The organism is Aeromonas sp. 30P (genome assembly GCF_051919805.1).
Taxonomy (GTDB): domain Bacteria; phylum Pseudomonadota; class Gammaproteobacteria; order Enterobacterales; family Aeromonadaceae; genus Aeromonas; species Aeromonas veronii.
This window is the reverse complement of the sequence record NZ_JBQBEA010000001.1, coordinates 173,753-195,399: the sequence shown is the minus strand read 5'-3', so window position 1 is coordinate 195,399 and position 21,647 is coordinate 173,753. Positions and strand designations below refer to the sequence as shown.

The 21,647-nt window shown below is 59.6% G+C and carries 23 protein-coding genes; 9 read left to right on the top strand and 14 right to left on the bottom strand.

The features are described 5' to 3' along the window. Window positions 1-16: 16 nt before the first annotated feature. Window positions 17-1,357 (bottom strand): DNA recombination protein RmuC, encoded by a 1,341-nt coding sequence (gene rmuC / locus ACTG2B_RS00915; protein ID WP_439995042.1) that lies wholly within the window; start codon window positions 1,355-1,357, stop codon window positions 17-19. Next, window positions 1,354-1,569: a hypothetical protein gene (locus ACTG2B_RS00910; protein ID WP_021231493.1), complete on the bottom strand. Its 216-nt coding sequence runs from the start codon at window positions 1,567-1,569 to the stop codon at window positions 1,354-1,356. Before ACTG2B_RS00910 ends, rmuC begins: the two co-directional genes overlap by 4 nt. Window positions 1,570-1,709: 140 nt before the next feature. Here ACTG2B_RS00910 and ACTG2B_RS00905 point away from each other — a divergent pair, with 140 nt between their 5' ends. Continuing rightward, window positions 1,710-2,231 carry a ferredoxin-type protein NapF gene (locus ACTG2B_RS00905; protein ID WP_021231494.1) on the top strand — a complete coding sequence of 174 codons (522 nt, stop codon included), beginning with the start codon at window positions 1,710-1,712 and terminating at the stop codon, window positions 2,229-2,231. Between the two features lie 72 nt (window positions 2,232-2,303). On the opposite strand, the gene ACTG2B_RS00900 is transcribed toward ACTG2B_RS00905, so the two are convergent. From ACTG2B_RS00900 to ACTG2B_RS00875, 6 genes are all read right to left on the bottom strand, one after another. After that, on the bottom strand, window positions 2,304-2,756 hold the full coding sequence (locus tag ACTG2B_RS00900; RefSeq protein ID WP_005339654.1) for an Rrf2 family transcriptional regulator: 453 nt from the start codon (window positions 2,754-2,756) through the stop codon (window positions 2,304-2,306). 344 nt (window positions 2,757-3,100) lie between these two features. Beyond that, window positions 3,101-3,940, bottom strand: coding sequence for a PfkB family carbohydrate kinase (locus ACTG2B_RS00895; protein WP_042062429.1), 840 nt, complete (start codon window positions 3,938-3,940; stop codon window positions 3,101-3,103). Between the two features lie 106 nt (window positions 3,941-4,046). Continuing rightward, a complete protein-coding gene (locus ACTG2B_RS00890) occupies window positions 4,047-5,018 on the bottom strand; it encodes a LysR substrate-binding domain-containing protein (protein ID WP_005339651.1) in 972 nt (323 codons plus the stop codon). A gap of 183 nt (window positions 5,019-5,201) precedes the next feature. Then, entirely contained in the window at window positions 5,202-5,930 is a 729-nt protein-coding gene (locus ACTG2B_RS00885; protein ID WP_429202333.1) for a glutamine amidotransferase-related protein, read from the bottom strand. An 83-nt stretch (window positions 5,931-6,013) separates the two neighbouring features. After that, window positions 6,014-7,510 carry a CoA-acylating methylmalonate-semialdehyde dehydrogenase gene (locus ACTG2B_RS00880; protein WP_123173990.1) on the bottom strand — a complete coding sequence of 499 codons (1,497 nt, stop codon included), beginning with the start codon at window positions 7,508-7,510 and terminating at the stop codon, window positions 6,014-6,016. An 81-nt stretch (window positions 7,511-7,591) separates the two neighbouring features. Beyond that, complete coding sequence (locus tag ACTG2B_RS00875) at window positions 7,592-8,923, bottom strand: aspartate aminotransferase family protein (RefSeq protein WP_439995041.1); 1,332 nt, start codon at window positions 8,921-8,923, stop codon at window positions 7,592-7,594. Between the two features lie 186 nt (window positions 8,924-9,109). Between ACTG2B_RS00875 and ACTG2B_RS00870 the strand changes: the two genes are divergently transcribed. The 6 genes from ACTG2B_RS00870 (at window position 9,110) to ACTG2B_RS00845 (ending at window position 15,658) form a co-directional block, all read left to right on the top strand. Beyond that, window positions 9,110-9,652, top strand: coding sequence for a cupin domain-containing protein (locus ACTG2B_RS00870; RefSeq protein WP_005339643.1), 543 nt, complete (start codon window positions 9,110-9,112; stop codon window positions 9,650-9,652). A 124-nt stretch (window positions 9,653-9,776) separates the two neighbouring features. Continuing rightward, complete coding sequence (locus ACTG2B_RS00865; protein ID WP_439995040.1) at window positions 9,777-11,270, top strand: aldehyde dehydrogenase; 1,494 nt, start codon at window positions 9,777-9,779, stop codon at window positions 11,268-11,270. Between the two features lie 126 nt (window positions 11,271-11,396). Further along, a complete protein-coding gene (locus ACTG2B_RS00860) occupies window positions 11,397-11,567 on the top strand; it encodes a hypothetical protein (RefSeq protein ID WP_005341999.1) in 171 nt (56 codons plus the stop codon). 125 nt (window positions 11,568-11,692) lie between these two features. Then, window positions 11,693-12,625, top strand: coding sequence for an EamA family transporter RarD (gene rarD / locus ACTG2B_RS00855; protein ID WP_439995039.1), 933 nt, complete (start codon window positions 11,693-11,695; stop codon window positions 12,623-12,625). A gap of 181 nt (window positions 12,626-12,806) precedes the next feature. Beyond that, window positions 12,807-14,426, top strand: coding sequence for a methyl-accepting chemotaxis protein (locus ACTG2B_RS00850; protein ID WP_439995038.1), 1,620 nt, complete (start codon window positions 12,807-12,809; stop codon window positions 14,424-14,426). Window positions 14,427-14,548: 122 nt separating this feature from the next. Continuing rightward, window positions 14,549-15,658, top strand: a complete 1,110-nt coding sequence (locus ACTG2B_RS00845) for a YeeE/YedE thiosulfate transporter family protein (protein WP_439995037.1) — start codon at window positions 14,549-14,551, stop codon at window positions 15,656-15,658. Between the two features lie 78 nt (window positions 15,659-15,736). Here the strand turns inward: ACTG2B_RS00845 and ompA are convergent, their stop codons facing one another. Next, window positions 15,737-16,831, bottom strand: a complete 1,095-nt coding sequence (ompA, locus tag ACTG2B_RS00840) for a porin OmpA (protein WP_439995036.1) — start codon at window positions 16,829-16,831, stop codon at window positions 15,737-15,739. Window positions 16,832-16,956: 125 nt separating this feature from the next. Then, window positions 16,957-17,523 carry a TetR/AcrR family transcriptional regulator gene (locus tag ACTG2B_RS00835; RefSeq protein WP_439995035.1) on the bottom strand — a complete coding sequence of 189 codons (567 nt, stop codon included), beginning with the start codon at window positions 17,521-17,523 and terminating at the stop codon, window positions 16,957-16,959. Window positions 17,524-17,599: 76 nt separating this feature from the next. Between ACTG2B_RS00835 and ACTG2B_RS00830 the strand changes: the two genes are divergently transcribed. Continuing rightward, the gene (locus tag ACTG2B_RS00830) at window positions 17,600-18,052 is read left to right on the top strand and encodes an HPP family protein (RefSeq protein ID WP_236327023.1); all 453 of its coding nucleotides are present in this window, start codon (window positions 17,600-17,602) and stop codon (window positions 18,050-18,052) included. A gap of 43 nt (window positions 18,053-18,095) precedes the next feature. Here the strand turns inward: ACTG2B_RS00830 and ACTG2B_RS00825 are convergent, their stop codons facing one another. The 3 genes from ACTG2B_RS00825 to ACTG2B_RS00815 all read right to left on the bottom strand — a co-directional run bounded on the left by ACTG2B_RS00825 (window position 18,096) and on the right by ACTG2B_RS00815 (window position 19,669). Further along, a complete protein-coding gene (locus ACTG2B_RS00825; protein WP_429202387.1) occupies window positions 18,096-18,254 on the bottom strand; it encodes a hypothetical protein in 159 nt (52 codons plus the stop codon). Window positions 18,255-18,387: 133 nt separating this feature from the next. Next, the gene (locus ACTG2B_RS00820; protein ID WP_439995034.1) at window positions 18,388-19,092 is read right to left on the bottom strand and encodes a tetratricopeptide repeat protein; all 705 of its coding nucleotides are present in this window, start codon (window positions 19,090-19,092) and stop codon (window positions 18,388-18,390) included. Then, window positions 19,079-19,669 (bottom strand): hypothetical protein, encoded by a 591-nt coding sequence (locus ACTG2B_RS00815; RefSeq protein ID WP_429202348.1) that lies wholly within the window; start codon window positions 19,667-19,669, stop codon window positions 19,079-19,081. The genes ACTG2B_RS00820 and ACTG2B_RS00815 overlap by 14 nt, the downstream gene beginning before the upstream one ends. A gap of 439 nt (window positions 19,670-20,108) precedes the next feature. Between ACTG2B_RS00815 and ACTG2B_RS00810 the strand changes: the two genes are divergently transcribed. Next, window positions 20,109-21,101, top strand: a complete 993-nt coding sequence (locus ACTG2B_RS00810; RefSeq protein ID WP_439995033.1) for a helix-turn-helix transcriptional regulator — start codon at window positions 20,109-20,111, stop codon at window positions 21,099-21,101. Here the strand turns inward: ACTG2B_RS00810 and ACTG2B_RS00805 are convergent. Next, on the bottom strand, window positions 21,098-21,625 hold the full coding sequence (locus tag ACTG2B_RS00805; RefSeq protein ID WP_254204752.1) for an McrC family protein: 528 nt from the start codon (window positions 21,623-21,625) through the stop codon (window positions 21,098-21,100). The genes ACTG2B_RS00810 and ACTG2B_RS00805 overlap by 4 nt on opposite strands. Window positions 21,626-21,647: the final 22 nt, after the last annotated feature.

Below are 21,647 nucleotides of genomic sequence, written 5' to 3'. Positions count from 1 at the left end.
AGCCGGATCAGGCTAACTACTCCCGCTCCTTGTCACGCTCCAGCGCCCGTTCCACCAGCGGCTCTGGTAGGCTCTTGGTCACCTCCACCCCCAGCTCGCGGAAACGCTCGACCTGGGCAATCAGGTTGCCACGGCCGTTGACCAGCCGTCCCATCGCCTTGTCGTAGCTCTCCTGCGCCTTGTGCAGGCTGCCGCCCATTTGCTGCATCTCCTCCACAAACAGCCGCAGCTTCTCGTAGAGGCGACCGGCCCGCTCGGCAATCTGGCGGGCATTCTGGTTCTGCCGCTCGTAGCGCCACAGGTTCTCGATGGTGCGCAGCGCCACCATCAGGTTGGTGGGGCTCACCAGCAGGATGTTGTTGTCGAGACCGTAACGCACTAGCGAGGGATCGGCCTCCATCGCGGTAAGGAAGGCGGGCTCTACCGCCACGAACATCAGCACATAGTCGAGGGTGCGCACCCCGGGCAACTGCTGGTAATCCTTGCAGCCCAGCTCGCGGATATGGTTGCGCACCGAGGCGACGTGCTCCTTGAGCGCCACCGCCGTCTCCAGCTCGTCCTCGGCGTTGTACCAGCGCTCGTAGGCGGTCAGCGACACCTTGGCGTCGATGATGATGTCCTTCTCCTGCGGCAGGTGGACAATCACGTCGGGCTGGTAGCGCTTGCCCTTCTCCACCTCGATATTGACCTGGGTGTGGTACTCATGACCTTCGCGCAGACCACACTCACTGAGGATCCGTGCCAGCACCACTTCCCCCCAGTTGCCCTGCTGCTTGCTGTCCCCCTTGAGGGCGCGGGTCAACGCCGCCGCCTCTTCGGTCATGCGGGCATTGAGCTCGGCGAGGCGCTCCAACTCGAACTTGAGACTGTGGCGCTGGGCCGTCTCTTGAGCGTGGGTCTCACCCACCTGACGGCGAAAGCCCTCCAGTTGCTCTTTGAGCGGTGTGAGCAGCAGATCGAGGCTGTTCTGGTTCAGTTCGCGGAAGTTGCCGGAGTTTTGCTCGAAGATCCGGTTGGCAAGGTTCTCGAACTGCTGGCTGAGGCGCTGCTCCGCCTCCTGTTGCAGTTGCAGCTTCTCGGCGGCAGCCAGCCGCTCGCTGCGCAGGGTCGCTTCCGCATCCTTGAGGCGGGCGGTGAGCTTGATCAGCAGGGTCTGCTGCTGATCCAGCTTCTGCTGGCCCTGCATCCGCTCATCCTGCAACTCGTCGAAGCGATCCTGGAGCGCCTGATAACGCTCCTGCGCCAGCAGCAGCTCCTGAGCTTGCGCCGTGGCAGCCCGCCGCCCGATCAGCCAGCCAAGCCCGAGGGCCAGTGCGGCGGCAGGCAGCAAGATCCCCCAGAGTCCGGGGTCAATCATTTGCGGCTCCGCTGACGCAGGAAGAGTTCGAGATAGCGGTTTACCAAGATCCAGATCACCACGTAGATGAGGTAGGCGGCCAGCACCACCCACTTGTGGGTGTTGACGCCAGTATCGAGCTCGGCGAACTCGATATCCTTGATGCGGCAGTAGGCCCACATCAGCAGGGGAAAGACATAGAGCAGGGACGCACGCCAGAGAAATAGCCACATATGTTTTCATTCAACCACGTAAAAAGACCCGCCTAGCTTACACAAGGGCAACTGCGCTTGCGATCCTGACGGCCGCTATTCTCTGGCCTGCTTCCCGAAACTTCGATAAAATTAACCCCTAATAGGTATCAGGGGCGAGCATGACTCACTATTTCCTCCGTTGGCTGACACAAGGTTGGCAAGCTTCCCGCAAGCCCGCCGTGGTTTGCCATGAAGCACGCCCGCCGTGGGCCATCGAGGAGTCCCAGTACCTCTCCCTCTGCACCCGCTGCGGCGAGTGCTTCAAAGCCTGCCCACGCGGTCTGCTCAAACCGGCCATACAAGAGGAGTACGAAGGGAGCCCCATCGCCGGTACCCCGGTACTCGATCTCGCCTGCGGCCAGTGCAGCTATTGTGGCAGCTGCGCCAGAGCCTGTCCCACCGGCGCCCTCGACCTGCAACTGGGCCGTCAGGTGCAGACCCGGGTGCAGATTGAAGAGAGCTGTCAGGCTCGGCAGGGCTTCTACTGCCTGCTCTGTGAAGATGCCTGCCCACAACAAGCGATCAAGGCCACCGCCGACGGCATCAACGTCAATATGGATGCCTGCAATGGCTGCGGTGCCTGTGGCCTCGCCTGTCTGCACGGCGCCATCACCCTGATCCGCCAGCCAGGCAGTCGTTAAAAACCACCTGCGTACAAAAGCAAAAGGGGCCATCAGGCCCCTTTCACATCTTGTTCGATATTCCACGCCCCGTCAGGCCATGGTCACAATAGTCTCTTGCTCGATACCCAGCAGGTGGCAGAGACGATTGGGATCGCGCACCGCATCAGCCAGAGTGTACTCACCCAGCACTTCGAGGAAGGCGTTCATAGCGCGGCGCAGAATGCCCTGAATGCGGCAGCCGCCGGAGAGACGGCAGTTCTCGCGCTTGCAATCGACCGGACAGAGCACATGCTCCATGTCCATCACCACATCCCGCAAATTGATGGAGACCGCCGATCGACCGAGGCGGATACCGCCATGTTTGCCGCGTACCGTCTCGATGTACCCCTTGATGCCAAGCTGGTGCACAATTTTGACCACGTGGTTGCGAGAGATGCCAAAGGTATCGGCCACTTCGGTAATGGTCGACAGACGATCCCCCGGCTGAACCGCCAGGAAGGTCAGGGTACGCAGGGCGTAGTCGGTAAATCGTGTCAGTTGCATGGTCGCACTTGCCTCTTACTACAAGCCAGGAATCAGGACGACAACGTTGAGCTAAGAGGCAGGAGACAACCGGTTTGCCTCTGTTTGCCAATTGGTTCGCCAGAGGGGGCCTGTCTCTTAATCTGAGTTGCGGAGTGACAGGTTAAGAGCAGCACAACCGGGTGTCGATGAAGATGCACATAAATCGACACTTTCTTTGATTGATCGCAAACTTGCCGGGTTAGCCCGGCGTTTACCCGCTTTATGGCGGGTAAATCTCCCGAACCATCCCCCTCACCAAGCCCATTCGACCAGCAGCCAGATGGCCTGCGAACCGCCCCTCAATCGACAGTCAAGGAGGTGGTTCAGTGGGGCTGTTTCAGCCAATTTTTCAGCGCGACCGAGGGAATGGAGCTCTCTGAGGCGACGGCAAACGCCCCCCAGTCCACCGCGCACTGCAACGCATCCTTGATCGCCATGCCCCGCGCCAGACCGTGGATCAATCCACCAGCGAAAGCATCCCCCGCCCCCGTGGTATCGACCACAGATACTGGCCGGGCGGCAACCCGGATCTGCTCCTCGCCATGAATGGCCACCGCCCCCGCCTTCCCTTCGGTCAATACCAGCCACTCCAACTGCTCCCCCGCCAGCTGGCGGGCATGTTGCCAAGGGTCGCTCACCTCGCCGAGATCGGAGCGGGAGGCCACCAGCACATGGCAGGGACGGCGCGCTTGGCCGCCCTTGGGATACTGGGCCACCACGAAGCTCTTGCCGAGCATCTGGCGCATGTAGCTGATGATGGCGGTGCCGGGATAGTTCACATAGAGGCAATCCACCCCCTCCAGCGGCAGATCGCCGGGCAGATCGGGGCGCCGTGGGCGGCGCAGTATGGTGCGCTCGCCAGTGGAGTCCACCAGGATCAGCAGCTCGCCGGTCTCGCCGCCAAAGCGCTCCACATGGCTGCAATCCAGCCCGTAACCGGCCGCCTGCTCCAGCAGCCAGTCGCCGGTCTCGTCCAGCCCGATACGGGAAGCAATGGTCACCTCGTGACCTGCCCACACCAGCCCGATGCCGGTATTGGCGGCGCCACCGCCGAGCCTGCGCCCCTGATCCACATATTGCAGCCGGGCCCCCGCCACCAGCGGTTCGGAGAGGGAGAGCACATGATCACAGTTGAGATTGGCAAGCAGCAGAATGCGGGACATAGAGACCTCGGACGATGGAGATAGCCCAAAAGAGACAGGCTGAACCCCGAGTAGAGCCCAGCCTGACAGAAGAGACAACCGGCAGCGATCGGGAATCCGATCGGGATCAATAGATGGGCAGTTCCACCCCGGCCAGCAGCTCGTCGATGCGCGCCTGACTCGGCTGCTGCATCACGCTCTGGATCACCTCCTTGGTGAGGTGGGGCGAGAAGGAGCTGATGAAGTCATACATGTAGTTCTGCAGCAAGATGCTCTTGCTGAAACAGATCTGCGCCGGACAGGGCTTGAACAGGTGCTCCAGATTGATGGAGACCAGCCCGGGGCTGTCGGTGTCGTTGGCCACCAGCGAGGAGATGATGCCGATGCCAAAGCCCAGCTCCACGTAGCGTTTGATCACTCCGGCATCCATTACCGTCATGTAGTAACTCGGGGTCAGCCCCGCCGCCTGAAACACCTCGTCCTGCACCTGACGACCGGTGGCGCCGCTCTCGTAACTGAGGATCGGGTAGTGGCAGAGCTGCTCCAACGTCGGCTTCTTCACCTTGGCCAACGGGTGATCCTGCGGCACCACCAGCGAGAGAGTCCAGAGGTAGGCGGGCAGCGCGATCAGCTCCTTGTCGAAGCCAATCTCGTGGGCAACGATGGAAAAATCGGAGTAACCCTTGCTGATCTGCTCCTTGCTCGCCGACATCACCGGATGGAGGTGGAACGAGATCTTGGGGTACTTCTTGGTGAAGTAGGTAACCGATTTGGGCAGCAGATAGCGGGCAATGGTGTGGGTGGTGTGAATATTGAGGGTGCCCACGGTCGGATCCAGATACTCGCGGGATATCGCCTTGATCTTGCTCTCGATGTTGAGCATCGCCTCGGCACACTTGATGATCTCTTCCCCCACCGGCGTAATGCGGTGCAGGTGCTTGCCACGGCGCTCGAAAATCCGCACCCCCAGCTCGCTCTCCAGCAGGCCAATCTGTTTGCTGACCCCCGGCTGACTGGTGAAGAGCGCATCGGAAGCCACGGACACATTGAGGTTGTGGTCCCGGATCGCGATCAAATACTTCAATTGCTGTAGTTTCAAGGCGTCACACTCTCACACTGGTTTGGCTCAGACAGCTTTGGCTCAGGCCGGGACGGCAATCAAGCCAGACAAACAGGCCGCCACATGGGCGGCCAGTGTACCATCCGATCCCGACATCTCAGCGCTTGATCCTTCATTTTGCTACAAAATCTAGCATTCGAAGGGGTGGCTGACAAACCGGGCTCAGGCCGCACCAGCACGCAGCGGCAGGATCCCCAAAAACTGCAGCAGCCACTGCATCATGGTCGCCGAATCCACCTCCCCCTCCAACGAGGAGAGGCTGCTCTGGTAGCGCTCGTCGGGCAACAGGCCACGGCGCCGCTCGATCAGCGCCCGGTTGTACTCCACCGAGAACTCCGGATGCCCCTGAATGGCGACGATGTGATCCCCCTGCAAAAACATAAAGTTGGGACAAAAATCGTTGCCCGCCAGTCGGGTTGCCCCCGGCGGCAGCAGGGCCACCTGATCCTGATGGCTGGCCAGAATGCGGATCTGATCCCGCGCCGGCGCCATCCAGGGCTCATCTGCCAACATGGGATGTACCGACACTCCCAGTCCCCACCCCTTGGTAGACTTCACCACCTCGCCGCCCAGCGCCTGGGCGATCACCTGATGACCGAAGCAGACACCGGCCAGCTTGACGTCGGCATCGTGCGCCTGGCGGATCCACTCCCGCAGTGCCTGAATCCAGGGAATATCGCTGTAAGCATCGTGGCGCGAGCCTGTGATGAGCCAGGCATCGCACTCGTGCAGATCCTCCGGCAGCTCCCCATCGAGAGCCGACCAGACCCGAAATTCCAGCTCGGGGGCCAAGGCCGCAAAGCCCCTGATAAACATCTCGGAGTAAACGGGGCCAAAACGATCCGCCAGATCGGGATCGAGCCGGTCACAATCGAGAATTCCCAATCGCATCTGTTGTTCCTTTACAGAGTTCGCCCCCGCCAATCAACGACCGGCGGGGGCAAGAGGTTAGGCCATGAGCACACGCCAGCGCGTCACTTCATGGTCGGCATGGAGAACTCGGCACCACTGCGCAGGCTCTGGGGCCAGCGCGCCGTCACCGTCTTCATCCGGGTATAAAAGCGAACCCCGTCCGGCCCGTGCATGTTGAGCGGCCCGAAAATGGAGCGCTTCCAGCCGCCAAAGCTGTGAAACGCCATCGGCACCGGAATGGGGACGTTCACCCCTACCATACCGACCTGCACCCGCGCCGTGAAGTCCCGTGCGGTGTCACCATCGCAGGTAAAGATGGCGGTGCCGTTACCGTACTCGTGCTCGTTGATGAGGCGCAGCGCCGTCTCGTAGTCCGGCACCCGTACGATGGAGAGCACAGGGCCGAAGATCTCCTCGCGGTAGATACGCATCTCGGGGGTTACCTCGTCAAACAGGCAGCCCCCGATAAAGTAACCCTCGTCGTGGCTCAGCGTGCGACCATCGACCCGCAGCACAGCCCCCTCGGTCACCCCCTGATCCACGTAGCCGCGCACCTTGGCCAGATGCTCCTTGCTGATGAGCGGCCCCATCTCGTTCTCCGGGCTCTGACCCAGCCCCGGGCCCACCCGCAGTTTTTCCACCAGCGGCGTCAGTTTGGCTACCAGCGCATCGGCGGTCTCGTCACCCACTACCACGGCTACCGAGATCGCCATGCAGCGCTCGCCCGCTGCCCCATAAGCAGCCCCCATCAGGGCGGAGACCGCCTGATCGAGATCCGCATCCGGCATCACCACCATGTGGTTCTTGGCGCCGCCCAGCGCCTGTACCCGTTTGCCGTGGGCCGAGGCGGTGGCATAGATGTACTGGGCGATTGGGGTGGAACCGACAAACGACACGGCACCGACCCGCGGATCAGTCAGCAGCACGTCCACCACCTCCTTGTCACCGTTCACCACGTTGAGCACGCCATCCGGCAGACCGGCCTCTTTGAGCAGCTCGGCCATCCGCAACGAAAGCGAAGGATCCTTCTCGGAAGGCTTGAGAATGAAGGTGTTGCCGCAGGCGATAGCGACCGGGAACATCCAGAGCGGCACCATGGCCGGGAAGTTGAACGGGGTGATACCGGCGCAGACTCCTACCGGCTGCATCATGGAGTAGCTGTCTACCCCACGGCCGACGTTGAGGGAGTGCTCCCCCTTGAGCAGATGGGGGATGCCGCAGGCAAACTCCACCACCTCCAGCCCGCGGGTCAGCTCACCCTGCGCATCAGAGAAGACCTTGCCGTGCTCGCGACTGATCAGCTGGGCCAGCTCGTCCCTGTGCTGCTCCATCAACTCCTTGAAGCGGAAAAAGACCCGGGCCCGCACCAGCGGGGGGGTTTGCGACCAGTCGGCAAAGGCGCGCTCGGCGATGGCGATCGCCTCCTGACACTCGGCGGCGCTCGACAGCCCCACACTCCCCTGCTGCTTGCCGCAGGCGGGATTGAAGATGGCCCCCTGGCGCTCGCTGCGACTCTCCTGCGGCTGGCCGTTGATGAAGTTGCTGACCCTGTATGTCATGTATCCTCCGTGATAACTGATGCAGTAAATGCGCTGAGCAAATCAACGCAAGGCCCCGCCAGTGCGGGGCCATCAAATGGGTTAAGGTTGTGCCTGCAGGGCATCCTGCAGCAGGGTGAAGAGATCGTCGATCTGGCTGCGCTCGATGATGAGGGGCGGCGACAGCGCGATGATGTCGCCGGTCACCCGGATCAGAGCCCCCTTCTCGAAGCAGCGCACGAACACCTCGTAGGCGCGCTTGCCCGGCGCATCCGGCATGGATTCCAGCTCGATACCCGCCACCAGCCCGTAGTTGCGCACATCCTTCACATGCTTGCAGCCCTTCAGCGAATGGGCCGCCTCCTCCCAGTAGCCAGCCAGATCGGCGGCGCGGCTGAGCAGGTTCTCGTTGCGATAGATCTCGAGGGTCGCCAGACCCGCAGCAGCAGCCACCGGATGACCGGAGTAGGTGTAGCCGTGGAACAACTCGATGGCACCCTTGCCTGCCGCCATCATGTCGTCATAAATGTGCTTCTGCACCAGCACCGCGCCCATGGGGATAGCGCCGTTGGTCAGCCCCTTGGCGCAAGTGATCATGTCGGGGATGACATCGAACTCCTGCGCGGCGAAGGGGGAACCGAGGCGACCGAAACCGGTGATCACCTCGTCAAAAATCAGCAAGATGCCGTGCTTGGTGCAGATCTCCCGCAGCCGCTTGAGATAGCCTTTGGGGGGCATCAGCACGCCGGTACTGCCGGCGATGGGCTCGACGATCACCGCCGCGATATTGCTGGCATCGTGCAGAAAGACGATCTTCTCCAGCTCGTCGGCCAGCGCCACATCCTCCTCGGGCAACCCTTTGGTGAAGGCATTTTTGGCGATATTGAGGGTATGGGGCAGATGATCCACCCCGGTCAGCAGGGAGCCGAACCACTTGCGGTTGCCGGGAATCCCCCCCACCGAGATACCGCCAAAGCCGACCCCGTGATAGCCACGCTCGCGACCAATCAGCCGGGTTCGGGTGCCCTGACCGCGAGCCCGCTGCCAGGCCAGCGCGATTTTCAGCGCGGTATCGACCGACTCGGAACCAGAGTTGGTATAGAAGACGTGGCCAAAGCCCTTGGGAGCGATCTCCACCAGCCGGTTGGCCAGCTCAAACGGCAGCGGGTGGCCCATCTGGAAAGTGGGGGCAAAATCGAGGTGGGAAATCTGCTGGGAGACCGCCTCGGCAATCTCGCGCCGACCATGGCCCGCGTTGCAACACCAGAGTCCGGCTGTGCCATCCAGTATCTTGCGGCCATCCTCTGAGTAATAATACATCCCCTCTGCCGACTTCAGGATGCGCGGCGCCGCCTTGAACTGCTGGTTGGCGGTGAACGGCATCCAGAAGGCGGACATGTCGGAGGGCGTATTGATGTCGCTGATCGGTTTCATGGTCACCTCATCCTTAAGGTGTTTAGCAACTGTCGGCCAATGCCTATTAAATTAAACACCTGAATCCATAAAAAAGGGCCCGTTATCGCCCTGTCTGGTGCCACCCCTAGCTAGACGCATCAGCAGGGTGGTATAAGATATTTAACACAATTTTAATAATAGTAAACAGTCAAGGAGTGTCTATAGATGGATATCGGTCACCGCCTCAAGGCGGTCCGCACCAAGGCGGCCCTCTCCCAGCGCGAGCTGGCCAAGCGCTCCGGTGTGACCAACGGATTTATCTCCCAGATCGAGAAAAATCAGGTGAGCCCCTCTGTCGCCTCCCTGCGCAAGGTGCTGGAAGGGATCCCCATGTCGCTGGCCAGCTTCTTCACCGAAGAGACTGAAATGGGCACCGAAGTGATCTTCCGCGCCGCCGATATGCCGGATCTTGGCACCCATCCCATCAGCTACCGGCTGGTCGGGCACAGCCGTGCCAACCGCGCCATCGGCATGTTGCAGGAGGTGCTGCCACCGGGCGCCGACACCGGCGACGACATGCTGAGCCACGAGGGTGAAGAGTGCGGCATCGTCATCAAGGGCGAAGTTGAAGTGACCGTGGGCGAGCAGATCTACCTGCTAGGCGCCGGGGATGGCTACTACTTCGACAGCCGCACCCCCCACCGTTTTCGCAATAGCGGCGAGCAGGAGTGCGTGCTGATCTCGGCCAACACCCCCGCCAGTTTCTGACATTCAGACGCGCATCGGCAGGGGAGCAATGTTTAATGAATTGTTACAAGATGGATTTACAAGCGGCAGGATGTTTAGCATATTGATACGCGGAAACTGACTTTTGCCGGTTCAAGGAGTGAACATGAGTGACCTGACCCTGGCCCAGTGGCAACACAAGGCCGCCCATCTGACCCTGCCCTCGCAAGCCTTTATCAACGGCAGCTATCGGGATGCCGTCAATGGCGCCATCGATTGCATCAACCCGGCCAACGGCAAGCTGCTGACCAAGGTGGCGGCCTGCGATTCCGCCGATGCCGAGTTGGCGGTACAGGCCGCTCGTGATGCCTTCAACGACAAGCGTTGGAGCGGCCTGCCGCCGAAACAGCGCAAACAGATCATGCAGCGCTTCGCCGAGCTGATGCGCCTCAACAAGGTGGAGCTGGCGCTGCTGGAGTCGCTGGATATGGGCAAACCCATCGGCGACGCTATGGGCTATGACGCCCCCGCCGCCGCCAACTGCATCGCCTGGAACGCCGAAGCGATCGACAAGATCTACGATCAGGTCGCCCCGGTCGAGGAGTCCGCCCTGGCACTGGTGACCCGCGAAGCGCTCGGGGTAGTCGCCGCCATAGTGCCCTGGAACTTCCCGCTGGTGATGGCCTGCTGGAAGCTGGGCCCGGCGCTCGCTACCGGCAACTCGGTCATTCTCAAGCCTTCCGAAAAATCCCCCCTGACCGCCCTGCGTATCGCCGGTCTGGCCAAGGAGGCGGGTATTCCGGACGGCGTGTTCAACGTGCTGCCAGGCTTTGGTCATACCGTGGGCGAGGCGCTGGCCATGCATATGGATGTGGACTGCATCACCTTCACCGGCTCCACCAAGATCGGTAAACATCTGGTGGAGTGCTCCGGCAAGTCCAACCTCAAGCGCGCCTTTATGGAGTGCGGCGGCAAGAGCCCCAACATCATACTGGCCGACGCACCGGATCTGGACGCCGCGGCCAAGAGCGCCGCAGGTGCCATTTTCTACAACCAGGGCGAGGTGTGTACCGCCGCCTCTCGCCTGCTGGTGCAAAACAGCATCAAGCCACAATTTATGGAGCGACTGCTGGCCCATGCCCGCGAGTGGATCTCGAGCAACCCGCTCGACCCTGCGACCCGCATCGGCGCCATGGTGGATCACATCCAGATGGAGCAGGTGCTGCGCTATATCGAGATTGGCAAGCAGGAGGGGGCCAAGCTGCTGCTGGGCGGCAACCGCACCAATATGGAGAGTGGTGGCTTCTATATCGAACCCACCATCTTCGATGACGTGACCCCGCAGATGCGCATCTTCCGCGAGGAAATCTTCGGCCCTGTGCTGGCGGTGACCGGCTTCGATACGCTGGAAGAGGCTATCGCGCTCGGCAACGACACCGACTATGGGCTGGCGGCGGCGATCTGGACGGCGGATCTCAACAAGGCGGTGAAAGGCTCCCGCGCCCTGCGCGCCGGTACCGTGTTCGTCAACAACTGGGACGGTGGTGACATGACCATGCCATTTGGCGGCTTCAAACAGTCCGGTAACGGTCGCGACAAGTCACTTCATGCGCTGGAGAAGTACACCGAGCTGAAAAGCACCTGGATTCAGCTGGAATAACACGACAAAGCAGCACTATCGGATCAAAAAGGGGGAGAAATCCCCCTTTTGCATTTTTGGCCTTCCATCACCGGGCTCAATCCTTATAATGATAAAAAAGCCAACATGTTAAATATAAAGACAAAAATGCTATTTTTTCTGGGAAGCGTACTTTTTCTGGTGATCGGTTTGCCCCTGCTGTTCTTCGTGCTGGGGCACGGCGAGGCCTACGTGACCTGGGGCCCCTGGATCTCCGCCATCGCCCTGATGTTGTGGTTGTTGATGGACGTCGACAAGATCCGCCGCGGTAAAGGCTGACCGGCCAGCAACACACCTCCTTTCCCTCAAACTTCGTTTATTCGCTTCTTTCCCCGCAAAAGGATCGCTACACTGATTTTTTGCGATGTTTTCCCGCATCCAACGCTTCAGTAAAGGTCATCCGCATGCCGCAACAGATCCAGCGTCAGGGCGTCATCTACGCCCTGTGCGCCTATACCCTTTGGGGCATAGCCCCCATCTATTTCAAGACCATCTCTGCTGTTCCGGCCGCCGAGATCCTGACCCACCGGATGATCTGGTCCTGCGTGCTGCTGATGGTACTCACCCTGGCAGGGCGCCAGTGGCACAAGGTGCAGGCGGTGCTGCGCCAGCCAAAAGTGTTGCTCACCCTGGCGTTCACCTCGGTCACCGTCGGCGGCAACTGGTTGCTGTTCATCTGGGCCATCAACAACGGCCATATGCTGGATGCCAGCCTCGGCTACTACATAAACCCGCTGTTCAACGTACTGTTGGGTATGGTGTTTCTGAGCGAGAAGCTGCGCCGCCTGCAGTGGTGGGCGGTGGCGCTAGCCTTTGCCGGGGTGGCGATCCAGCTTATCGCCTTTGGCTCCTTGCCCTGGATTGCGCTGGTGCTGGCGTCGAGCTTTGCCATCTATGGGCTGGTGCGCAAAAAACTGGCCCTCGATGCCCTCACCGGTCTGCTGATCGAAACCATGATCATGCTGCCGCCAGCGGCCATCTATCTGTGGGGCTTTGCCGACAGCCCCACCAGCCATCTCACCCAAAACGACTGGCACCTCAACCTGTTGCTGATCGCCGCAGGCGCCGTCACCACGGCCCCCCTGCTTTGCTTCACCGCCGCCGTCACCACGGCCCCCCTGCTTTGCTTCACCGCCGCCGCAACCAAGCTCAAGCTCTCCACCCTGGGCTTCTTCCAGTACATAGGCCCCAGCCTGATGTTTATCCTCGCAGTCACCCTCTATGGGGAAGCGCTGGCGATGGACAAACTGCTCACCTTCGCCTGCATCTGGAGCGCGCTGGTACTGTTCAGTCTGGATGGGCTGCGCAGCGGCAAAGCCGCGCCAAACCGGACCTGACGCCGCCTCACCACCAGCGACCCCGGCTCATCAGCCGGGGTTCTTTTTCGTGCCACCAGCGGTCTTCAGACTGATACTTCCCCTTCTCCAGAGCCGACTCGCTATCAACAGACCACACCCGAGTCTCACCATCCCGCCAGAGAGCTATGCTATCCATGGAACGGAGCCGAATGGAGGCAACATGCTCAAGCATATTCACGACAGATCCCTGCTCTTTGGTCAGGTTCTGGGGATCATGGTCATTATCACGCTGATCTCCATCAGCTTTTTCGGGCTTTATTCGGTCCGGAGCGCAGCCGATCAGATGGGACAGGGGAAGGATGTGGTAGCCGATATTCTGCCGCCGCCTCTCTACCTCATCGAATCCCAGTTGCAGGTCTACACCCTGCTCCATGCCAAACCGGAGGAGCGGGAGGCCCTGCTGCAAACCCTCGCTCGACTGCAGCAAGAGTTCGAGAGCCGTAACCGCTTCTGGCAAGAGAGCAGCCTGAACGAGCCCCTCAGGGAGCTGCTGCTGGGGGAGCAAAAAGTGCAGGGGGAACTGTTCTGGCAGTTGCTCAACGACAAGTTTGTCCCCGCCATCAAGGCGGGGGATCTGGCGCAGGCGGGCGCGCTTGCAGCACGCCTGCACACCCTCTATAACGCCCACCGGATAGGGGTGGACGCCACCGTCATCCGCGGTAACGAGTATGCCGCCGAGCAGATGGCACATCTCGCCAACACCACCCGACTCTGCTACGCCCTGCTGTTGTGCGCCGCACTGCTGGGGGCCGGACTCATCTTCTGGCTGGGACGCCCCACCCAACAGCGGCTGCTGGCCGCTGGCAAGGCCACCGCCGCCATCGCCGAAGGGGAGTTGAACCGCCCCATGCCGGAGCCGGGCCTCGACGCCATCGGCGAGTTGATCCGCCAGATCGGGGCCATGCGTGACCAACTGGCAACCCTGGTGGAGTCGCTGCAACGCAGCGCCAGTACGCTGGATGATCGCGCCACCAGCCTGACCGCCATAGCACAACGGCACACCGATGACAGTCAGGCGCAGGTCGGGGCGGCCCACCATATCGAACAGGCCATCGAACAGCTCACCCACTCCATTGAACAGGCGGGTAGCCAGCTGCATCAGGTGGGGGAGCAAACCCTGCTGTCAGCAGAGCGGGCACAAAAGGCGACACTCGCCATCCACACCGTGGAACAGGTGATCGGGGAACAAGTCACGGGAGTGAAGCAGGTCTCCCATACCATTTCGGATCTGGCTGGCCTCTCGCAGCAGATTGCCGGGCTGGCAGGCGCCATTCACGATATTGCGGAGCAGACCAATTTGCTGGCACTGAACGCCGCCATTGAAGCGGCGCGGGCAGGTGAACAGGGACGCGGTTTTGCCGTGGTGGCCGATGAAGTACGCTCGCTGGCGACCCGCACCGGCAGCGCCACCACAGAGATCAACACCATCATCGGCAAGATCCAGGATGTCAGCCTGCGCGCCGCCAGCGAGATGGATACCGAGCTGGCCCGGGTCGAACAGGCGGTCACTCACACGATGACAGCGCGCCAAAGCGTCGCCCGGATCGCGCAGAGCTGCGAGGAGATCAACCAGCGCATCGCTCAGGTCGATCAGTTGATGAGCGATGAGACCCGGCTGGTGCAAGGGATCCACCATCAGGTCGGGGAGATGTCGCGGTTGGCGGCCGAGGCCAACCAGAGCGCCAGTCAGGCCGCCGAAGAGGCGACCATGGTCGCCCAACACGCCCGCATCCTGACCAGGCAGACTCACCACTTCCATCTCGACACCACCCGCCATTGATCCCCGGCGCTGACGGGAGTCAGCGCCCCCCTTTTTCTCTGCATTGGTTAAATGGGTAGCATTAGACTCCATGAGGGAATAGGATCCGCCCCTCTGAAAACCAACTGCAAGGATCAACTGACATGACTCGAAAATGGTCGCTCCCCATCGTGGTAATCGCGGGGGGAGCGTTACTCTGGCTTGGCAACACCTTTGGTATGAAATGGGCTCTGATGGCCCTGATCGGATTCGGCTTCGGCTTCACCCTCTCCTTCAGTCGCTTCGGCATCGTATTCGGTTGGCGCGAAATGCTGACCAAACGCAACAGCTACTACGTGCGGGTTCACCTGCTCACCATCGCCATCGAAATTCTGCTGTTCACCACCTTCCTCTCCTTTAGCCACGCCCTCTTTGGCGATGCCATGGTGGGTAACGTGATGGCTATCGGCATTCCTTTCATCGTCGGTGCCTTCCTGTTCGGCATCGGCATGCAGCTGGCTGGCGTCTGCGCCACCGGCACCCTTTACTGCTGCGGCGAGGGACAACCCCGCTTCTGGCTGGTGCTGATCTGCTACGGCATCGGCACCCTTATCAGCAACCAGTTCCGCCCCGAACTGGAGGCTACCTTCTCCAGCCATGTGGTATTGGCCCGGGATCTGACCGGCAATATCTGGAGCGGCATGCTGCTCAACCTGGCGCTGGTCGCTGCGCTGTTCCTGCTGTTTCGCAAGAGCGAGCTCAAGCGCACCGGCGAGCTCAAGCCCCTCTTCAGCGGCGGCAATCTGTTCTGGCGCGATGGCCGCTTCACCGTGCTGACCGGCGGCATCATCATCGCTCTGCTCAACTCGTCCGTGGTCGCTCTGCACGGCTCGGCCTGGACCATCACCGGCGCCGTCTATGACATGGCGCTGCGCGGTGCCTCCCTGTTTGGCCTGTTCGAGGGGAACCCGAAACTGGCCCAGCCGCTCTTTATCAACCCCATGGTCGGCATGTTCTGGCTCGGTATTCTGGGGGCCATGCTGGCGCGCAGCCTGAGCGGTGGCGGCAACTTCGCCCCGATGCGGCTCGGCAACAGTCTGGCCTCCATCATCGGCGGCCTGCTGATGGGGATGGGCGCCATGTACGCCGCCTGCAACCTCGGCGGCTTTTTCGATGGCACCGCCTCTGGCAGCCTGCACGGCTGGGTCTGGATGCTGATGGCCCTCGCTGGCAGCCTCATCGGCATTCGCCTGCGCCCGCTGTTCGGGCTCTGAGGCTCAACATCGTAAACACCCCATAAGAAACGGGAGGCTAAGCCTCCCGTTTTTACATTTATCGACCCGTTGCTCTGCTTATTGGACAGGCTGGGAGACCCCTTCCAGATGGATTTCTACCCGGCGATCCGGTGCCAGACAGGCGATCAGCTCCTGCTTGGAGCGGCTGGCACAGCTGCTGCCAGTGACCGGATTGGCCTTGCCACGTCCCTCGACTCGTACCTTGTCGGCATACAAGCCTTTGGACACCAGATAGCTGGCCACGCTCTGGGCCCGCTTCTCGGAGAGCGCCAGGTTGTAGTTGTCGGAGCCGATGCGGTCGGTATAACCGATGACAGTTGCGACACCATCTTTCGGATTGGCCGCCACAATCTGGCTGAACAGGGCATCGAGCGCCTGATTGGCAGCCGGTTTCAGGGTCGCCTTGTTGAACTCGAACAGCACATCGGAACTCAGACTGAAGGTCTTGGGCTCAACCACGGCTACAGGTGCCGGTTCGGCTGCCGGAGCGGGCGCCGGTGCTACCACCTCGCCACCTTGCTGACCGAAGCGATAGAGCATCCCGAACGAGATCAGGCCGTTATCCATCTCGATACCGGAGCGATCGAGAGAGGCATCTCCCAGCGGCGTGGTGTACTGGTACTCCAGACGGGCAGCCCAGTCACGATCGATGGCATATTCGGCACCCAGCGCACCAACGAAGGCGGCGCCATGCTTCTTGCCGGTCTCGCTGGTATTGGCGAAGCTAATCTCGCTATCCGTCCAGGCATAGGCACCGCCCAGTCGGCCATAAAGATCGAGCACATTCGTTGCCGGGAAGCTGATCTTCATGGTGGCCTGAATCATCTGGCCTTTGGCTTCGGTATTGAGGGTATTGGCGCCAGTACCCGAAGTGGTGTCGTATTTGCCAAGCCAGTCATAGCCCAGCTCGAAACCTAGGTTGGGGTTGAGCTGGTAACCGGCAAACAGGCCCAGGCCCAGATCATCCGTGTTCTCGCTGGTATTACCCAACGTCTGGGCAATCGACTCGGCATACTGGTTGTGGTCAACGCCATAGTAATTGGACCAACCGGCCTTGCCACCGACATACCAGGTATTGTCCTGAGCGGCGGCCTGCACGGCTCCGGCCGCCAGCAAACCACTGACCAATACGGCAAGCATGGATTTATTCATATTTTCGCCTCTGCAATAAGTCGTTATGGGCGCCTGAGTGCGCACTTTCCCTGTGTGAAGCCGTCAGGCGGCCTCTCCGCTATTCAGGGTATCCCATCCGAACGCAGCCTCAAATGACCAAGCCATCAGGAGTGTGAAGCGGCCTGCATTATCGCGGTATCGTCGGTCAAAATGGTCTTTGCCAGCATTCTGGCCTGCTCCAGCGCCAGTGGCTGCTGATAGCTGTGAGCCATCACGATCGCCCCCTCCAGCAACAGGCAAAGCTCGGTGGCCTGTGCCAGAGAACAGTTGAGCTGGTTTATCACCCAGCCCAGTAACGCCTGCTTGTGGGCCATCACCAGCTTGCGCACCGGATGGCGCGGGTCGGCAAACTCGGCACTGGCGTTGATAAAGTTGCAGCCATAGAAATCAGAGCGGCCAAACCACTCTGCAAAGCCGTCAAACAACGCCTGCAGGCGATCTTCACGTCCGCTCACTCCGGCCAGCCGTTGGTCAAGCAGGGCGAAGAACTCCCGGTCACGAGCGAGCAGCACCTCCTCTATCAAGGCATCCTTGGTCGGGAAGTGGCGATAGAGGGTGCGCTTGGTACTCCCCGCCTCGGCCCAGATGCGATCTATGCCGGTGGCATGAAAGCCATGACGGTTGAACAGACGGTAGGCCGTCGCTACCAGTTGTTGACGCTTCTCGCTCATCATTTCCCTCTTGAAGTACACCGATCTGTCTACCTGATGTGCCTAAGCAGTTCTGACAAACCAAGAGGAAAACATGATGACAAAATGGTATGGCCCGCTATGGGCAGGTGTGGGCGCCGCACTCACCATCGGCATATTGGGATGGCTCAATCTTAGCTGGCATGTCGCGCTAGTCATGGCACCTTTCGGGGCCAGCTGTGTGTTGTTGTTTTCCCTGCCCGATAGCCCGCTGGCGCGCCCCAAAAATGTGCTGGGTGGTCACCTGCTGACGGCCTGCGTCGGACTGGTGATCGGCATGCTTCCCCTCCCCGCAGAAGTGCAGATGGCTCTGGCAACCGGGCTGGCCATCGCCCTGATGCAGGGACTAAATATCCTCCATCCTCCAGCGGGCGCCAATCCCTTGCTGATCCTGATGACAGGACAAGAGCCAGCCTTCCTGTGGCAAACGGTACTGCCCGGCACCCTGCTACTGATGGCGCTGGCTTATGGATTTCAATGGCTCAGACAGAAGTGGCCAATTACAGCCTAAAAACAGAGGGAGGCCAACACCTCCCTCTCTCCTCATCGCAGCATCAACTGGCCAGAAACAGCCGGTAGGCGGGGGCGTCGCTCACCTCTTTCCAGCCGTAGCCAATCTCGCGCAGGTAGTCGTAGCGGCGGACTATATCTTCATCCTGCAGCTTGAGAGAGGCAGGTGTATGGAAAGTGGTCTGTTTTGTACCAACGGCCAAGCTGGCAACTGTTGATCAATCATGGGGGTGATCTCGGCCCAATAATCTGAGGGCAAGAAACATCGCTCTTCAGGCAACAGGTCATCAGGCAACGATGACAGCTCTGCAATCAAGGTACGTAGCTGGCAGCAAGTCACGCCCCCCTTAGGGCAAGCCTTCCCTGCTCAACTTCTCGAACCAGCCAGGAAATTGCCGTTACATGCCGCATCACACATGCCATCTCTAACCATTGAATCCCCCGCTTACCCTTCTTGGCTTCCAGTAAAGCAAAACACATGACACTCGCCTTGTGCCGCAAACTGACACCTTTCTTGAGCCATTCACGAGATGCCTTCTGCTCTGCCGGCGATCCGGACTCAAGCAATCTGGCAAGGCAGTAGATAGCCCATGTATGCCCCCTGGTTGCCGCCCGGCGATACCAATACATCGCCAACCTCTCATCCTGACGGCCTCCCCGCCCATGCTGGATGTTAAAAGCCAGAGAATACATCGCACTATCTGACCCGGATTGTGCTGCCTGCAGAAAACAGGCGTTTGCCTGCTCCCACTCTCCCGCCAGAGAGTGGATATCGCCCAGGGCACACATAGCGATTGCGCTTCCCTGCTGCGCAGCGGTCTCATACCAGTGGCAGCCTTCCATCGGGTGTTCACTGGTGCCCGCCAACATATTCATGGCATCGGCACAGCCTTCGCTCGCCCCCTGTAGCCACAATTGGCGAGCGTGATTTTTATCGATCTGTTTACGTTCATTTGACGACCCGACCCCGTAATAGAATTCAATCCCGAGATTGCATAGTCGCGCCAATCGCCGCCTTTTAGCTTTATCAAAGCAAGACATTGCGTGGATGCCTTGACAACAATAAGCAGCTTGCCTGCGGTAGGTAATTAAACAAGGCGTTGTGTAACACCTTGGGCGCCAGCAATGCTTTGAGTTGCTGATACTGGTTCTCAAAATCCTCTAACGTCATCCCCATGCATTCCTCCTCTGAAGCAATCCTCAGTGAGTAATCAATTCCTTGCAGAGACGCGGCATGGCGCGGCAAATCATTCTGCGCCAACAACCAACCATAACGATGAGACTGCAATAATGTCTGAACCTCATGACATTGACCTGGTTGCAAATAATCATCCGGTGCCATCCAGCCATACAACCAATTGATAACAGCCACCCCATCAACCCCAGGAGCATGTAGCTGTGACTGGTGTTCCGGGGTCAGAAACGAGGGGGATAACCAGATAGTAATCCTGGTGCGGTTTGCCACCCATTCCAAAAAGGCGAGAGAGGGAGACGCCAGGTCAATCACTACAGCAACAGGGGTATTGGCATCTGTATGTGCCAACTCATCCGGGGTGCGATAAAGGATGCCTTCAGGCTCAACACCTATTGGCGGCGACTCGGTAATCAACATCAGCATGGGAACATTCCGGGTTAATCGGCTGGCAGTTATTGAATAACACACTGACGTCATCCGGTGACGCTTGCCGCAACAACTCTGAGTGACGCAACTCCCGTTTATAACGTTGCACACATCACAGCAACCAAGTTAGCAGGAGAGTTCAATGAGTCATTACTTCACCATCCTCTGTCCACATTGTGGTACGACAACCACAGTTTCCACCGCCGTAGCACGTAATGGTACCGGTGTCGGCCAGTGTCGCAATTGCCGAAAATTGGTGCGTATTCAGGTCGATCATCGTGGTGGAATCGTAAGAGTTAAATGACATCAGACCTAACAACAGCTTGTTCTGGCAACAAACTTGGCTCTGGTTCAGAAAATATCAACGCGTCACTTGAGTCAGACTAAAATCGGGGGCTAGTATGCCCCCTCTTCAATAGGCTCTGACTCCATTGCCATGTCCGATACCCAAACCCAACGCCATTTCGCCATCCTTAGCTATTTGCCTTACGAACCCCAATCAATTTCTACGACAGAAATCGTACTCAAACTGGAGCGCGATGGCTTTGATGTCACACTGCGCAAAGTGCAGCGCGATCTGGAGAGCCTGAGCTGCCGTCATAGCATCCTCAGCGATGAGACAGTGCGTCCGTATCGCTGGTCACGCAAACAAGGCAGTAAAGGTTGGCTGGATATGACGCCCAGTACAGCCTTGGCACTTTGTATGGCCAAGCAACACCTTCAGGGGCTGTTGCCACGCCAGTTACAAGGTAATCTGGCCGATTTCTTTGCCCAAGCGGAGCAGCGGCTCGCCAATTCCCACGAAAAGCTGGCGATGTGGCCCAACTGCATTGCCTCCCATCCGGCAGGTTTTCAGTTATGTCCACCCAAAGTGAATACGCTGGTACTGGAAGGTGTCGAACAGGCGCTGCTGGAAAAACGGGTTATCGATATCGAATATACCCCCCGCCCGCCAAACGTGGCCAAGCATTATCTGGTTAATCCTCTTGCCCTGGTAACCAAGGGGTCAACCCTCTATCTCATCGCAACGCTGGTAGATAACGGGGAATATCGAAACTTTGCCCTCCATAGAGCAACCCAGATCGAAATCATTGATAAGCCAGCCACCACGCCCCCGGGATTTAGGCTTACCGACTATCTGGCCAAGGGGAACCTGGCCTTCGCCCGACACCGCAGCATTGAGCTGGCATTGCGAGTGGATTATATCAAGGGGTATCACCTGCAAGAGAGCTGGCTAAGTGAAAATCAGCGCATCGAACCAGACGGCTCATACCATTTCATCATCCATGCCACCGTCAATGACACGGAGGAGTTGTGTTGGTGGCTGATGTCTATTGCAGATATCAGCGAGGTGATATCTCCGCCCGACTTGCGCGACACCATGCTGGCCAGACTGCGTAAAGGGCTGGCCAATTATGCTGTCCGCTAGCTGGCCACGGGCTGCCGTGACGACGAACGTATCTCATCGGGAAGGTGCATCTGCCCGGAATCCAGGTCAAACGGTACGGCCCAGAGCCGCAAAGGCTGCCTGGCCGCATTGGCCAACAAGAATAGTCCAATGACCCGGTTCAGCCCACGCCATTTGGGGTAAATAAGGAGCATATCCCCCACCCCCTTCTGATAGGTCTGCCCATAGGCCAGCATTTGATAAAAATCTTGCTGGCAAAGGCCGAACTTGTCTCGACGATTATCCTGCTCGAGCCGTTTCCACTTGGTATCCATGACCCGCAGGCTGGCGTGCCCTTCCAGCAGCAAATCCGGCTTTAGCTGAAACATGGCTCCCTCAGCATGACCCAGCTGACCATAGTGGCAAAGATATTCAGCGCTCGATTGAGTTTTCAGGCCAAGACCTGAGGGGAGCTGACGCCTCAGTTGGCGAGCAACATAAGCCTCAAATAGTCGCTCCATAGGATAGAGCAGGCTGAGCCCTCGCCACTGCCCGTGGAGCGCCATCGGCACCTGTCGATGCAAAATG